Source organism: Streptomyces sp. MI02-7b (genome assembly GCF_033793585.1).
Lineage (GTDB): Bacteria > Actinomycetota > Actinomycetes > Streptomycetales > Streptomycetaceae > Actinacidiphila.
Genome location: NZ_JARAWX010000011.1, coordinates 237047 through 250697, shown reverse-complemented (window position 1 = coordinate 250697; position 13651 = coordinate 237047). Strand labels below are relative to the sequence as shown.

Below are 13651 nucleotides of genomic sequence, written 5' to 3'. Positions count from 1 at the left end.
GGCGTGGTTCCCGGGCCGCGCAGCCCCGCCAACCGCTCTCGCAGATCGTGCGTAGTGCTCACCCGCGCAAGTCTCGCACTCCCCACCGACAACGGGGGCCACCGCGGTTCAGCCGTGGGACTCCCGGGCCGGTGGCCGGGCCCCGCGCTGGGCGGGGACGGCCGGGTGCGCGGCCTGCCGCCCGGCCGGGCGCTCGGCCGGGGCGGCGTCCCGCGAGGAGGCGACCACGGGGGAGGAGACCTGCCGCGGCGGGCCCGCGAACCGTGCGGTGACCGCGCCCCGCAAGCCGTCCACGGCGCGCAGGAACGGTTTGGTGAGCAGGAAGCCGAGGCCCATGACCGCCGCGCCGGCGACCGCGTCGAGGAAGTAGTGGTTGGCGGTGCCCATGACAACGAGGGTCGTGCCGAGCGGGTACGCGATGCCGAGGCCGCGCACGAAACGGGTCCGCCCGTGGCGCCAGAGCATGACGCCGCACCACAGCGACCAGCCGACGTGCAGGCTGGGCATCGCCGCGTACTGGTTGGTGAGCCCGCCGAGGCCGCGCGGGGCGCTCGCGTCGCCGCCCCACCACCCGTAGGAGCCGTACTGGGCCATGGTGTCGACGAAACCGTGCCGCCCCGCCAGCAGTCGCGGCGGGGCGGTGGGCGCCAGGGTGAAGCCGATCAGCCCGATGAGGGTGGAGGTCATCAGCCAGGTGCGGGCGAAGCGGTAGACGGTCGGGCGCCGTCGCCAGAGCCAGACCAGCACGGTGGGGGTGACCAGGTAGTGCAGCGAGGCGTACCAGAAGTCGGCGGGAATGCCGAGCGCCCGGTAACGGCTGAAGAGGGTGTTGAGCCAGCGTTCGGGGTCCAGGGTGAGTGCCGTTTCCAGGTGGAGGATGGCGATGCCGTGGTCCACCGCCCGCACCACGTCCCCGCGTACCAGGAGCCGTCCCGTCGTGTAGAGGCCGTACACCACCGCGATCAGCGGCAGCTCGGTCCACCAGCGCAGGCCGCCCCTGTAGGTGGCGGCCCGCGGCGCGGTGGTGGTCATGGTCATCGGGCCGTTCTCCCCGTCCTCTCCCTGTGAGAGCTCATGCGGACTACCGTACGACGTACGCTAGGCAACCCGAACACCACCCCCGCCTATTCCGGTAACTCCTGGTTCGTCCGAGGTTCACCATGGTGCGCTCGTGAACGCGTGCGAAAAGACGCCGCACAACCGTCATGGGTTGCCCGTGAACGCGGGAGAATCAAGGAAACCGCTCACCGACCGCTCCCCATGACCGGACACGCATCCCTCATGACTGTCACCCCGCCGGCCCGCTCCCCACGGCGCCGCGTCCCCCGCAACACCCTCAACCCCGACCGCATCCTCGACGCAGCCGTCGCGCTTCTCGACCGTGACGGGCCCGAGGCCTTCACCATGCGCGCGCTCGCCCAGGAGCTGGGTGTGGGCACGATGGCCGTCTACTCGCACTTCAAGGGAAAAGAGGAACTCAATGACGCCGTGAACGAGCGGCTGCTCGGTGAGATCGAGATTCCCCCGGACGCCGGCGCGCCCCGCGAGCAGCTTATTGAACTGTGTGTGGGGGTGTACCGGCTTTTCAGTGAACATCCCGCAGCACTCCAGTTGCTGGCGAGCCGTCCGCTGCGCGGCGACGAGGCGCTGAGCGTCATCGACCGGATGCTCTGCCTGCTGCGCTGCGCGGGCCTGGAGCCCGCCGCGGCCGCCGCCGGCCAGGTCGCGCTCATGCAGTACACGGTGGGCTCGGCCATGTGGGCCGTGCGCCGCAAGCGCGCCGAGTGCGACGCGGAGGTGAATCTCCGCGAGAAGATCCGCGAGCGCCTCGCCGAACTCCCCTCTGAGCGCTATCCGTCGCTGACCGGCCTCGCCCCCGAGCTCAGTGCCGCACAGGACTCGGGCCGCACGCAGTACGAGGCCGGCCTGGCCGCGCTGCTCGACGGCCTGCTGAACCGGCCCGCGCACCCGCGCACATGAGAAGAGCGCCCCGGCCGGGGCGTGGGTGAACTGCCGGCCGGGGCGCTCGTGTGGGGGGATCGGGAGATGGCTGACGGGGGATGCGGTGATCCCGGTGCGATCCCGGGGGATCAGCGGTCGTAGGCGGCGAACGCCTTCGAGAACGCGCTCGCGTCCTGGACGATCGAACTGCAGGTCGCGTCGGCGGAGTTCCTGGCACCGCCGGGGCACTGCCTGTCGCGGGTCGCGGACCACATCGACAGCCCGCCCAGACCCTTGGATTTGGCGAAGGCCACCAGTTGCGAGGCGTCGTCGACCCTGAAGACCTCGCTGCTGACGTCGTTCACGCCGATCATGGGTGTCACGGCGACGGCCTTCCAGGCGGCCGCGTCGGACAGTCCGAGCACGCTCTTGATCTGCGCCTGGGTGGCGGTGGCGGCGTCGATGGCGTAACCGCCCATGTCGCCGCTGAAGGAGGCGCCGTAGTCCATCGCCATGATGTTGACGGCGGCGATGCGCACCCCGTTGGCCTTGGCGTCGGCAAGCAGGTCCACGCCCTCCTGGGTGAGGCCGGTCGGCATGACGGGCAGGGTGTAGGAGACCTCCAGGCCGCCGTGGGCCGCCTGGAGTTGCGCGATGGCCTTGGCGCGCCGGGAGTTGGCGGTGGCGTTCGCGATGGCGCCGCCCTCGACGTCGAAGTCCACCTTGGTGAGCTTGAGGGTGTCGACGACCCTGCCGTACGCGGCGGCGAGCGCCGCGGGGGAGGAGCAGGTGGTCGCCAGCTCGGAGCCGGACGCGCCGCCGAAGGAGACGCGGACGTCGCCGCCGGCCCTGCGCAGGTCGCCGATCTGGGCGGCCACGGCGTCCGCGGCGACGTCCGTGACGCCGCCCCACTTGGGGGTGCAGCCGCCGCCGTCGGTGACGAAGGCCAGGTTGTACTGCTTCACACCGGTCGACCGGGAGTGCGCGAGCAGATCGAAGGCCGGGTAGAGCGAGGTGTCGACGTACGGCGCGAAGCCGGCGGTCGCGCCGGAGGCCGGGGGCGCGGTCGCGGTGGGGGTCGCGGTGGCCGTCGGCGTCGAGGTGCGGGTCGGCGTCGAGGTCGGGGTCGGCGCGGCCGTCGCGGTCCGGGTGGGGGAGGGCGTGGCGGTCGGGGCGACCGTCGGGGCGGCGGTCGCGGTGGGCCGGCCGCTGGGGGTGGCGGTCGCGCCGTCGTCCACCGAGCACTGCACGCCGTTGATCCGGCAGTTGACGGGGTTGCCCGCCGTCGTGGAGGACTTCGTCACGAAGCCCACCTGTGCCGCCTGCCCGGCGGCGATGTCCTTGTTCCAGTTCGCGGGACGCACGGTCACGTGCTGACCGGCGGCCGTCCAGGTCGCGTTCCACAGCGAGCTGATGCTGGTGCCCGCCGGGAGGTCGAACGTCAGTGTCCAGTCGGACAGGGTCGAGCCCGAGGAATTGCTGATCTCGTACTGGCCCGTGTAGCCCGTGGTCCAGTCGCTGGTCCTGCTGTACGCGGCACCGACGGTGGCGGCCTGCGCCGACCCCGCGAGAGCGAAGGCGCCGGCCGCGACGACCGCGCCCGCGGTGAGGCCCCCGAGCAGGGCGACCTTGCGCGTGGGACGACGGCGATGTGAGTTCCTCATGAACCGGCACGCTAGCGAGGGGTATTCGGACAAATGGCCTGAGCTGGGCGTGCGTTCGATTTCTTATGACGCGCTTAAGGTCCGGCTAAGGGCGGCCTGAGGCCGAGGTGAGCGCGGTGCGGCTGGGTGCCGCCCCTCGACGTGGATCACGTGTGCCCTGATCATGGGTCACCCGCCGGTGACGCCCCGCCGCGGACGGTGGCGGACCGCACGAGTGGCGCGCACAGGAGGCCGTGATGACGAGCATTGAGGACGTGATGGCGTTTCTCGTCGACCACAGGGCGCCCGGCGTCACTCCGGGGTACGTCTCGGAGCAGCTGCTCTCCATGTCGTGGATCATCGACGCCCAGGACGCCGCCCGCATCGTCGACGTGGGGAAGCGGTGGCTGAGATCGGACGACTCCTTCCGGGTGGCCGTCGCGATCGGTCTGGAGAACGAGACCTACCTTGCCGACTCCTGGGCGGAGATCGCCGCACTGGCCGGGCCTCTCAAGGAGAGATTTCCTTCGATGGCGGCCGATGTGGACGCGTGGACGGCGAGAGCCGAGACTGCCTACCGGAAGCTCGAGGGAGGCACCTTCTTCGGGCGGGGCGAGGAGGACGCCTGAGGTCACGCGGGCCGGTGCAGGGCGGCCGCGCGACCGCCACCGGCCGGTCCACGCGCCACCGGGGGGACCGCGTCAGCTCGTGCAGCGGAGGGCGCCCGCGGCCTGCTTGGCGGTCAGGATGCGTCGGGCGCTGTTCTGCACCAGGGTGCGCACCTTCGGGTCGTGGCGCATGGCGTAGCGGATGCCCTCGGCCATGGTGGGGATGCCCTTGGGGGTGACGGTGAGGGTGAGGTCGCCGCCGGCGCGGAGGAAGGTCAGGGCACGCTGGCTGAGCGCCACGGACTGGGCGGACTTCGCCTGCCCGAGGTCGTCGGAGATGATCACGCCTTTGAAGCCCAGGTCGTGGCGGAGCATCTGGTTGACGATCAGCGAGGAGAACGCGGCCTTGTGCTGGGGGTCGATGCGCTTGTACGTCGCCAGTGAGACCATCACCAGACCCGTACCGGCGGAGATGCCCGCGCGGAAGGGGGCGATGTTGCTGCCCGTGCGGGTCAGCGTCGTGTCCGTCACGGATGCGGTCGTGTCGGTGTTGCCGCGCACGCTGCCGAGGCCCGGGAAGTGCTTGGGCGTGGTGAGCACGCCGGCCGACTTCGAGCCCTGCACGTACGCCGTGACGTGCGGGGACACCACGGCGGACGTCGAGCCGAACTGCCGTCCGTAGCGGCCGATGGGGATGTTCGCCGTGCCGATCGAGGCGGGCACGATGTCGGCGACGGGCGCCAGGTTCACATTGACGCCCGCGCTCTTGAGCTGCTTCGCCCAGCCCTGTGCGCGCGTGCGCAGCGTGGCGGCCGACCACGTGCCCTGTGTCTTGCCGTTCGGGATGGTGGAGAAGCCGGGGCCCTTGAGGACCTGCACCTGGCCGCCCTCCTGGTCGGTGGAGACCAGCAGGCCGACCCGCTGCCCCGCCACCGTCCGCCCGAGTGACTTCTGCAGGCTGTCGACCAGGGTCCGGGTCTTCGCGACGCCGGCCGTGCTGCGGCCCGCGAGGAAGACGGACCCGACCGCGTACGTGCGCATCGCGTCCAGGTCCGCCTTCGGCGGCGTGGTCAGCTTGGCCGCGCCCATGAAGAGCTGGCCCACGCGCTGGGTGTCGTTCATCCCCGCCAGGACCCGGTCCACGCAGGACGCCTCCGGGGCGGCGGTGGCGACGGCGGCGCGCGCGGTGGCGACCAGGGACTCCGGAGCGGACGGTGTCCCCTGGCAGCCGACGGCGGTCAGCGTCATGGCCAGCAGGGCGAGGGACACGCGGTGCGGCGTGAGGGGGTGCGAGGTCACTCTCGCAGCGAATCCGACGAACATGTCGGTGTCAATCGGAGCGGGACATCGGGGGTCAGGCCTCCGAGCGTGCCGGGGGCCGTCTGCCGCGGCGGCGGCGGACCACACGGTGGGTGCGCTTGCCGCCGGAGGCATAGGGCCGCAGGGCGATCCAGACGCGGATCTCGGCGCCGCCGAGCACCGAGGAGCCGATGCGGACGTCGCCGCCGGTGGATTCCGCGAGGCGGCGCACGATGTCCAGGCCGAGTCCCGTCGAGCCGTCGCCGCCCGCGCCCTGCCCGCGGCGCATCGCGGCCGAGGGGTCGTTGATGCCGGGGCCCGCGTCGGAGACGAGGACGATCACCGCGTCCTCGCCGCTGTGCACGTCCACCGCGAAGGCGGTGCCCTCCGGGGTGTGGCGGAAGACGTTGCCGAGCATGGCGTCGAGCGAGGCGACCAGATCGGCGCGGGCCACCGGGACGCGTACCGGGCGGTCGACGCCGGCCGTGCGGGCCTCGCGGCCCTGGTCCTCGGCGAGCGCCGACCAGAAGGCCATCCGCTCGCGGATCACCGCGGCCGCGTCGCAGCCCACCGCCACCGGCTTGTCCTGGGCCTGCTGGGCGCGTGCGGTGCGGATGATCTGGTCGACCTCGCGTTCGAGCTGGGCCACCGCGTGCCGGGTCTGCTCGCCCGCCGGGCCGTCGCCGAGGGACGCGGCGTTGAGCCGCAGCACGGTCAGCGGGGTGCGCAGCCGGTGCGAGAGGTCGGCGGCCAGTTCCCGTTCGTTGGCGAGCAGTTGCACGATCTGGTCGGCCATCGCGTTGAACGCGACCGCGGCCGAGCGCAGTTCGGGCGGGCCGTCCTCCGGGACGCGCACCGTGAGGTCGCCGCGGCCGAGGCCGTTGGCCGCGTCCGCGAGCCGCTTGGCCGGGCCCACCATCCGGGTGCCCAGCCGGTCGGCCACCGCGACCGCCCCGATGATCAGGCCCACGCCGACGGCCGCGAGCACCGCCCACGCGGTGGTGACCCCGCGGGTCACCTCGCCGTCCGGGACGAAGACCTCCACCACCGCCACCGAACCGGAGCCGACGGCGGTCGGCTGCAGCAGCGCGTACCCGCCGGGCACCGGCACCGTGGCCGCCCGGCCCAGCCGGGAGGCCCCCTCCACCTCGGCGTCCGGCGCGTGCGGGCGGCCGATCCGTACCCCGTCCGTGCCCTCGGTGGCCGGCACGCTCACCGCTATCCGGCCGTCCGCGCCCGCCTGCGTGGAGGCGACGGCGCGTTCCAACTGCGCCCGGTCCGTGGTGATCGCCAGGGCCGGGCCTATGGCGGCGGCCTGGCGCTCGGCGTTGCCGATGGCCCGGTCGCGCGCCATCTCCTTGACCGTCAGGGCCAGTGGCACCGCGAAGGCCACCACGACCATCGCCGTGACCGCCACGCAGACCTTGACCAGGGCCCATCTCACCGCGGCGGCTCCAGTTTCACGCCCACCCCGCGCAGGGTGTGCAGGTACCGGGGGCGGGCCGCGGTCTCGCCCAGTTTCCTCCGCAGCCAGGACAGATGGACGTCGATGGTCTGGTCGTCGCCGTACGACTGCTGCCAGACCTCCGACAGCAGCTCGCGCCGCGCCACCACCACACCCGGCCGGGCCGCCAGGAAGGACAGCAGGTCGAACTCACGCCGCGTCAGATCCAGCGGCGCACCGTCGAGTACGGCCTGCCGGCGCAGCACGTCGATCTGCAGCCCGCCCACCCGCATCACCTCCGCGGCCTCGCGGGCGCGCGAGCGGCGCAGCACGGCGGCCATGCGGGCCGACAGGTGCTCGACCGAGAACGGCTTGATCAGGTAGTCGTCGGCACCGGCGTTGAGCAGGCGCACGATCTCCGACTCGTCGTCCCGCGCGGTCGCGATGATCACCGGGACGTCCGTGATGCCGCGCAGCATCTTGAGCGCCTCGGCCCCGTCCAGGTCCGGCAGGCCGAGGTCCAGGATCACCACGTCGAAGCCGACCTGCGCCACCTCGCGCAGCGCCTCCAGGGCCGTGCCCACGCTCCGTACGGAGTGCGCGGCGTCGGTGAGGTGCCGGATGAGGGCGGAGCGCACGAACTGGTCGTCCTCCACGACGAGCACACTTGCCATGGCCCGCAACCTAGCCCATCCGGGGGACGCTCCGGGCGGGTCCGAGCACGTCCGGGCCGCGGGCGCAACCCTCAACTCCGCGGAGGGGGCGCGTCCGGCAGTATGGGCGCATGCGAAGAGGACTGGCGCACGCCGGAGCGTGGATGCTCGCGACGAGCGCCGCCGTCGCGATGTCGTGGTTCGGCGTCCACCACGTGCTGGCGGGCACGGCGTACGATCCGCCGCGCGCGCTGCCCCTCGCGGAGCCGGCGGCGGCGTCGGCGTCCCCGCCGCCGCCGTCCTCCGCCACCCACCGCCCGCGGGCCCCGGCGGGCAGGCCGACCACCACGGCCCCGGCCACGTCGCCCGCCGCGAAGCCCTCAGCCTCGGCCCCCGCCCGTCCCCCGGGCACCCCGACGCCCGCGGCCTCCGCCGCCGGCACCACCGGCGACGTCCACAGCTATCCGGTCGAGGGCGGCCGCGTCGTCCTGGACCTGGGCGCCGACTCGGCCACCCTGGTCTCCGCGACGCCCGAGGCCGGTTGGGAGATGAAGGTCTGGAACCAGTCCGCATCCGCCTGGATCCGCGTCGACTTCACCTCCGGCGGCACGACGTCCTCGCTGTTCTGCACCTGGAACGGGCACCCGCCGACCGTCGAGACGTACAAGGCCGGTGGCCAGTAGGGCGGCAGCCGCCGGAACGGCGTCACCGGAACACGGACTCCGGGGGCGCCGGTGACGCCGTCGCCGTCCGGTCCGTGACCGGTGCCGCGCCGCCCGCGAAGGCGTCCAGCCCCCGGCCGTGCTCCACTCGCCCCGGGTGCGGGTCCGAGGCCACCCGGCGGGTGAACTCCGCGACGGGCAGCTCCCCGTCGCCCGCCACCAGGATCACGTTCCCGAACCGCCGCCCGCGCAGCACCGCGGGATCCGCCGCCAGGCAGGCGTGCGGGAAGCAGGCCCTCACGGTGGCGATCTGACCGCGCAGGAACTCCAGCCGGCCGCCGTCGGCCGCGTTGGCCGCGTACAGCCCGCCGGGCGCCAGCGCGCGGCGCACCTCGCCGAGGAACTCGGTGCTGGTGAGATGGGCCGGGGTGCGGGCCCCGCTGAACACGTCCGCGACGACCAGGTCCGCCCAGCCCTCGGGCACCTTGGCCAGCCCCGCCCGGGCGTCGCCGCCGCGCACCTTGATCCGCCAGGTGCGGTCCCAGGGCAGCTCGCGCCGGACGAACTCCACCAGCGCGGTGTCCACCTCCACGACCTGCTGGGTCGAGCGCGGCCGGGTGGCGGCCGTGTAGCGGGCCAGCGTCAGTGCGCCGCCGCCGAGGTGCAGCACCCGCAGCGGGCGGCCCGGCGGCGCGGCGAGGTCGATGACGTGGCCCAGCCGGCGCTGGTACGCGAAGTCCAGGTGGGCCGGGTCGTCCAGGTCCACGTGCGACTGGGGGGCGCCATCGATCAGCAGCGAGCGGCCGCGCGGCCGGTCCCGGTCCGGCACGAGCTCGGCGAGACCTCCGCCGACCCGCTCGCGTATCCCTTCCGGGTCCTTCGTCCTGCGCTGTGCCATGCACCCAGTATGGGCGCGGCACCGCCGCAGGTCAGAACCGGTCGGCGAGCTCGATCATCCGGGCCGCCTCGCCCAGCGCGGCGCGCAGCACCACCGGGTCCGTGACCGGGGCGTCGTTGTGCGGCGGCACCAGCCAGTCGGTGCCCGTGACCGGCGGCTCGCGCAGTTCCCCGGGGATCGCGAAGCCGCGTCCCGAGGTCTGGGTGCAGGCGCTGCCCGGCACGTCCCAGCCGGCCGCCGTGCCCGGCGGCACGAGGAAGCCGAGGCTGTCGCCCGAGCTGTCGTGCAGCACGGGCCCCAGGCCCGGCACGGGGCCGGTCCGCAGACGCAGGATGTCAACGGCTTCCAGTCCCTGGCGGGCCGGGACGGTCACCAGGTCCCATGGCTCGTCCAACAAGGCGGGTCCTCCTAGGAGTCGGACGCACGGTTGGTTGCCTGTTGTCCAACGCGCGTACGGCGTCAACGGCAACGCCCGCGTGACGCCGAGAGGGTGGCGTTTCATGGCGGATGGAGGGTGAGATATCCCTTTTGTAGGCAAACCGTCGCTCTGTCCCTCCTGGCACCGAGTACGGTCGTCGCGCCGCTACGCTCCGCTGCCGCACGGCGGCGCTCCGCGACAAGCACCGCTCCGCACCGACCGCTCCCGGGAGTCCGACGATGCCCTCGTCACCTTCCACCCCCACCACACCCAACGCCGCCTTCCGGCTGCTGCGCGCGGACCGGTCGCCCGGCGAGTTCGCCGCCGCCGTCCGCCGTGCGGCCCGGGAGATCGGCGAGCAGGTCAGCTGCGACGCCCGCTACATCGGCCGCGTGGAGTCGGGGGAGATCCGCTGCCCCAACTACGCGTACGAACGGGTCTTCCGGCACATGTTCCCCGGCCTCGGCCTCGCCGACCTGGGCTTCGAGCCCCGCGAGTCCGTCCGCGGCCGGCGTGCCGCCGGCCCCCCGGCACCGCCGCTCCCGGTGGCGGCCACCCCCCGCGAGCCCGAAACCGATGAGGAGAGCGACGTGCTGCGTCGCGCGTTCATGACCGGCGGCCCGGCCGCCATCGCCACCACCCTGGTGCTGGGCCCGCCGGCCGCGGCGGAGCCGGTGCGCAGGGTCGGCAGATCCCAGGTCCGCGCCGTGCAGGACGCCGTCCGCGAGATCCGCCTGCACGACGACCGGCACGGCGCCGGCGCGCTCTACCGCCAGGCCGGCCACTCCCTCGGCGCCGCCTACCGCCTGCTGGACGAGGGCAGTTACGGCCAGGCCGTCGCCGACGACCTGCACGCCGGCGCCGGTGAACTGGCCGTCTCCGTCGGCTGGCTCGCCCACGACTCCGGCCGCCACGCCGAGGCCCGCTCCTACTACGGCGAGGCCCTCGCCACCGCCCGCATGGCCGGCGACCACGCGCTGGAGGCGCACGCCTTCTGCAACGCCTCGTTCCTGGCCCGCGACGCCGGCCGCCCCCGCGAGGCCGTGCGCGCCGCGCAGGCCGCCCAGGAGGCCGCCCGCCACCTCGGCTCCCCCCGACTGCTCTCGCTGCTGGCGCTGCGCGAGGCCGGCGGCCGGGCCGGACTCGGCGACCGCTCCGGCTGCGAACGCGCCCTGCTGCGCGCCCAGTCGCTCTTCGCCCGCGGATCCCGTGACGCCGACCCGCAGTGGATGACCTTCTACGGCGAGGCCGAACTCGCCGGCCTGGAGGCCCAGTCCTGGGCCGCCCTCGGCGACCACCACCGCGCCGCCGAGCACGCCCGCCGGGCCATCCGGCTCCAGGCACCCCACTTCACGCGGAACATCGCGCTCTACACCGCCGAACTCGCCAACAACCTGGCATGCGCGCACCGCGTCGACGAAGCCGCCGTAACGGGCGTGCGCGTCCTGGACCTGCTGGGCCGCGTCCAGTCCCCGCGCGTACGGGGCATGCTCGCCTCCGCCGCCCAGACCCTCCAGCCCTACGCCCGCCGCCCGGACGTCGCCGGCTTCCTGCGCCGGCAGGCGGAGTCGCGGTCGGCGTGAGCCGCGCTGCTCCGCGGGCAGCGCCCGGCGGACGTCACACCGCCGACACCCGTGTGACGTCGAGCAGATCGGTCTCCTGCTCCTCCCACTGCTCGTAGAGGGCGTCGGCTCCGAGTTCCTCCAGATACGCGATCTCGGCGGCGGTCACCGGGACCACGGTGAGGAGTTGGAGCTCGGTGCGGCCCTCGGCGTTCACCAAGGGCTCGAATCCGTCCTCGATGTACGGGTGCGGGACGATGATCACGCCTTCGATCTCCGTGTCGGGGATCAGCGGCTCCGGCGCGGGGATCACCTGGTCGAACGTGGGGGCCACGCCCATGCGAATGGCCAGTGTCGCGGTCAGGGCGGCCAATGCGCGTGCGGCCGATCGCTGATCCGACTTCAGGGTGCAGGCGAGTTCCAGCGGCATGATCGCGGTGAGGTTCTGGGATCTCAGACCGTTCGTCACGGCGGTGACCAGGTCCCCGTCCCCCGATACGTCCTCCGGGACCTCCCAGCCGTTGGCCACGAACGCGTCCTCGATCGCCCGGCGACTCCACCGCGGGTCCGCGAGCGCGACCATCCGGTCGGCGAAGTCGTCGTCGGCCCCGAACAGTTGCATCGCCATGGCCCGTGACCCTAACGCCCCGCCTAGGCTGCTCCCATGCCAGGACCGGAACTGCGGCAGATCCGCGCCTTCGTCACCGCCTTCGCCCGCCGCCAGGCGGCCCGCACCGTCGAGCTGCCCGGCGGCTTCGCAGTGCTCGACGACGCCTTCCCGTTCTCCCACGGCAACAACAGGGTGCTCGTCGACGGCGTCGACGGGAACGTCGACCCCGAGGCGCTGCCCGCGCTCGCCGACGAGGCGCTGGCCCACCTGAAGCACCGCGCGATCACCGTGCTCGACGACGCGACCGGCACCGCCTGTGCCGGGCCTCTGATCCGGGCCGGGTACTTCCACTCCGCCGAGCTCGTCATGCTGCACACCGGCCCGGTACCGGACGGCGGCGGGGCGGAGGACGTCGACCTCGACGCCTTCCGAGCCCCCCTCGCGCGGCGCTGGCGCGGCTTCCTCCCGCAGGCCGACGACGACGCCGTCCGCCAGCTCGTGGACCGCCGCGAGACCCGGCGCCGCGGCGCGGACGTCGTCGGCTTCATCGGCGCCCGCACGGCCGAGGGCGACGTCGCGTCCTGGGCCGACCTCTACATGGACCCCGCGTCCGGCATCGCCCAGATCGAGGACCTGATCACCTCCGAGGACCACCTCGGCCGCGGCTACGCCGACGCCGTCCTGTCCACCGCCCTGCGGCGTGCCGTCGGCGCGGGCTGCGCCACGCGCTTCCTCATCGCCGACGCGGACGACTGGCCGCGGTACTGGTACGGCCGCCGCGGCTTCACCGTCATCGGTCGTTTCCACAGCTTCGGGCGCGACTGACGGTGTCCTTCCGTACTCTGCTGATCACGGAGTGTGCGGGGGTGTGTGCGGATGACCGGAGAGACGGCCCAGCCGCCGATGGCGTGGCGGTACTGCGGCAACCAGGTCAAGCTCTGGCGTGAGCAAGCGGGCGTCACGCGCGAGCGGTTGGCCGACGAGGCGGGCTACGGCGTCGAGACGGTGCGCTCCATGGAGCTCGGCCGCCGCCGCCCGATGCTGCGGCTGCTTCAGGTGGCGGACCATCTGTGCGGCGCGGGCGGCAAGCTGCTGGCGGCCCAGGAGTTCCTGAAGCCGGAGAAGTTCCCGGCACGGTCGCAGGAATTCATCCGGTACGAGGCCGAGGCCGTCAGTCTGTGGTCGTACGAGCCACTACTCGTCCCTGGGCTGCTCCAGACCGAGGCGACGGCGCGGGCGCTGCTGTGCTCACACCGTCCGCCAATGGACGACGAGACCATCGGGGAACGCGTCCGTGCGCGGCTGGAACGTCAGGAACTGCTACGGCGCAAGCCGCCGGTGGAGTGCAGTTTCGTGCTGTACGAGGCCGCGCTGCGCTGCCCGGTGGGCGGTCCGGACACCGCACGGGAGCAACTGCTGCACTTGCTGGAGGTCGCCGCCCTGCGCAACGTCTCCGTGCAGGTCCTGCCCTTCGCGGCAGGAGCCCACCCCGGGCTCAACGGGCCGATCGTGCTGCTGGAGACGGGCGATCACGATCGTCTGGCGCTCACCGAGGGCCAGTCGCTCAGCCTGCTGACGGCCGATCCGCAACAGGTGGGTGCGTTGACCCAGCGGCATGGCATGATCCGGATGGAGGCCCTCGGCACCGAGGAGTCGGCGCGTTTCATCAAGCGGATGGCGGGTGAACCATGAGCGACGGTCTGGTCTGGTTCAAGTCGAGCCACAGCGACACCGAGGGCAGCAACTGCGTCGAAGTCGCCCCCACGCCCCACGCCGTGCACGTCCGGGACTCCAAGGACCCGCAGGGTCCCGCGCTCACGTTCACGCCCGCCGCGTGGGTCGCGTTCGTCGGCGCCGTGGCGACGGGACGTGGCGGTTCCCCCGGGATCGACCCGCCGCGTCCCGCCTGACGG

Annotated in this window: 15 protein-coding genes; 7 read left to right on the top strand and 8 right to left on the bottom strand. The window is 73.2% G+C overall.

Annotated elements, in window-relative coordinates; all coding sequences use genetic code 11:
• Window positions 1-108: 108 nt before the first annotated feature.
• Window positions 109-1038, bottom strand: coding sequence for a phosphatase PAP2 family protein (locus PV364_RS20495; RefSeq protein ID WP_319661551.1), 930 nt, complete (start codon window positions 1036-1038; stop codon window positions 109-111).
• Window positions 1039-1281: 243 nt separating this feature from the next.
• Between PV364_RS20495 and PV364_RS20490 the strand changes: the two genes are divergently transcribed.
• Entirely contained in the window at window positions 1282-1980 is a 699-nt protein-coding gene (locus tag PV364_RS20490; RefSeq protein WP_319661550.1) for a TetR/AcrR family transcriptional regulator, read from the top strand.
• Window positions 1981-2090: 110 nt separating this feature from the next.
• Here PV364_RS20490 and PV364_RS20485 read toward each other — a convergent pair whose 3' ends face one another.
• Window positions 2091-3605 (bottom strand): cellulose binding domain-containing protein, encoded by a 1515-nt coding sequence (locus PV364_RS20485; RefSeq protein WP_319661549.1) that lies wholly within the window; start codon window positions 3603-3605, stop codon window positions 2091-2093.
• A 236-nt stretch (window positions 3606-3841) separates the two neighbouring features.
• Here PV364_RS20485 and PV364_RS20480 point away from each other — a divergent pair, with 236 nt between their 5' ends.
• On the top strand, window positions 3842-4213 hold the full coding sequence (locus PV364_RS20480; protein WP_319661548.1) for a hypothetical protein: 372 nt from the start codon (window positions 3842-3844) through the stop codon (window positions 4211-4213).
• A 72-nt stretch (window positions 4214-4285) separates the two neighbouring features.
• Here PV364_RS20480 and PV364_RS20475 read toward each other — a convergent pair whose 3' ends face one another.
• From PV364_RS20475 to PV364_RS20465, 3 genes are read right to left on the bottom strand one after another with little or no spacing between them, the layout of a single operon-like run.
• Complete coding sequence (locus tag PV364_RS20475; RefSeq protein WP_319661547.1) at window positions 4286-5491, bottom strand: glycoside hydrolase family 3 N-terminal domain-containing protein; 1206 nt, start codon at window positions 5489-5491, stop codon at window positions 4286-4288.
• 55 nt (window positions 5492-5546) lie between these two features.
• Window positions 5547-6935 carry a HAMP domain-containing sensor histidine kinase gene (locus PV364_RS20470; protein ID WP_319661546.1) on the bottom strand — a complete coding sequence of 463 codons (1389 nt, stop codon included), beginning with the start codon at window positions 6933-6935 and terminating at the stop codon, window positions 5547-5549.
• Window positions 6932-7609 carry a response regulator transcription factor gene (locus PV364_RS20465; RefSeq protein WP_319661545.1) on the bottom strand — a complete coding sequence of 226 codons (678 nt, stop codon included), beginning with the start codon at window positions 7607-7609 and terminating at the stop codon, window positions 6932-6934. Before PV364_RS20465 ends, PV364_RS20470 begins: the two co-directional genes overlap by 4 nt.
• A gap of 110 nt (window positions 7610-7719) precedes the next feature.
• Here PV364_RS20465 and PV364_RS20460 point away from each other — a divergent pair, with 110 nt between their 5' ends.
• Complete coding sequence (locus PV364_RS20460) at window positions 7720-8271, top strand: hypothetical protein (RefSeq protein ID WP_319661544.1); 552 nt, start codon at window positions 7720-7722, stop codon at window positions 8269-8271.
• A 22-nt stretch (window positions 8272-8293) separates the two neighbouring features.
• Here PV364_RS20460 and PV364_RS20455 read toward each other — a convergent pair whose 3' ends face one another.
• Window positions 8294-9148 carry a fused MFS/spermidine synthase gene (locus PV364_RS20455; RefSeq protein WP_319661543.1) on the bottom strand — a complete coding sequence of 285 codons (855 nt, stop codon included), beginning with the start codon at window positions 9146-9148 and terminating at the stop codon, window positions 8294-8296.
• Window positions 9149-9179: 31 nt separating this feature from the next.
• The gene (locus PV364_RS20450) at window positions 9180-9650 is read right to left on the bottom strand and encodes a hypothetical protein (RefSeq protein ID WP_401977644.1); all 471 of its coding nucleotides are present in this window, start codon (window positions 9648-9650) and stop codon (window positions 9180-9182) included.
• Between the two features lie 155 nt (window positions 9651-9805).
• On the opposite strand from PV364_RS20450, the gene PV364_RS20445 reads away from it, so the two are divergent.
• Window positions 9806-11149: a tetratricopeptide repeat protein gene (locus tag PV364_RS20445; protein ID WP_319661540.1), complete on the top strand. Its 1344-nt coding sequence runs from the start codon at window positions 9806-9808 to the stop codon at window positions 11147-11149.
• 34 nt (window positions 11150-11183) lie between these two features.
• On the opposite strand, the gene PV364_RS20440 is transcribed toward PV364_RS20445, so the two are convergent.
• A complete protein-coding gene (locus PV364_RS20440; RefSeq protein ID WP_319661539.1) occupies window positions 11184-11756 on the bottom strand; it encodes a suppressor of fused domain protein in 573 nt (190 codons plus the stop codon).
• A gap of 36 nt (window positions 11757-11792) precedes the next feature.
• On the opposite strand from PV364_RS20440, the gene PV364_RS20435 reads away from it, so the two are divergent.
• Genes PV364_RS20435 through PV364_RS20425 form a run of 3 tightly spaced genes read left to right on the top strand, consistent with a single transcriptional unit; the run spans window position 11793 to window position 13648 of the window.
• Window positions 11793-12563 (top strand): GNAT family N-acetyltransferase, encoded by a 771-nt coding sequence (locus PV364_RS20435; protein WP_319661538.1) that lies wholly within the window; start codon window positions 11793-11795, stop codon window positions 12561-12563.
• A 51-nt stretch (window positions 12564-12614) separates the two neighbouring features.
• Window positions 12615-13430, top strand: a complete 816-nt coding sequence (locus PV364_RS20430) for a helix-turn-helix transcriptional regulator (protein WP_319661537.1) — start codon at window positions 12615-12617, stop codon at window positions 13428-13430.
• Window positions 13427-13648 carry a DUF397 domain-containing protein gene (locus tag PV364_RS20425; RefSeq protein ID WP_319661536.1) on the top strand — a complete coding sequence of 74 codons (222 nt, stop codon included), beginning with the start codon at window positions 13427-13429 and terminating at the stop codon, window positions 13646-13648. The genes PV364_RS20430 and PV364_RS20425 overlap by 4 nt, the downstream gene beginning before the upstream one ends.
• The last annotated feature ends 3 nt before the right edge of the window (window positions 13649-13651 follow it).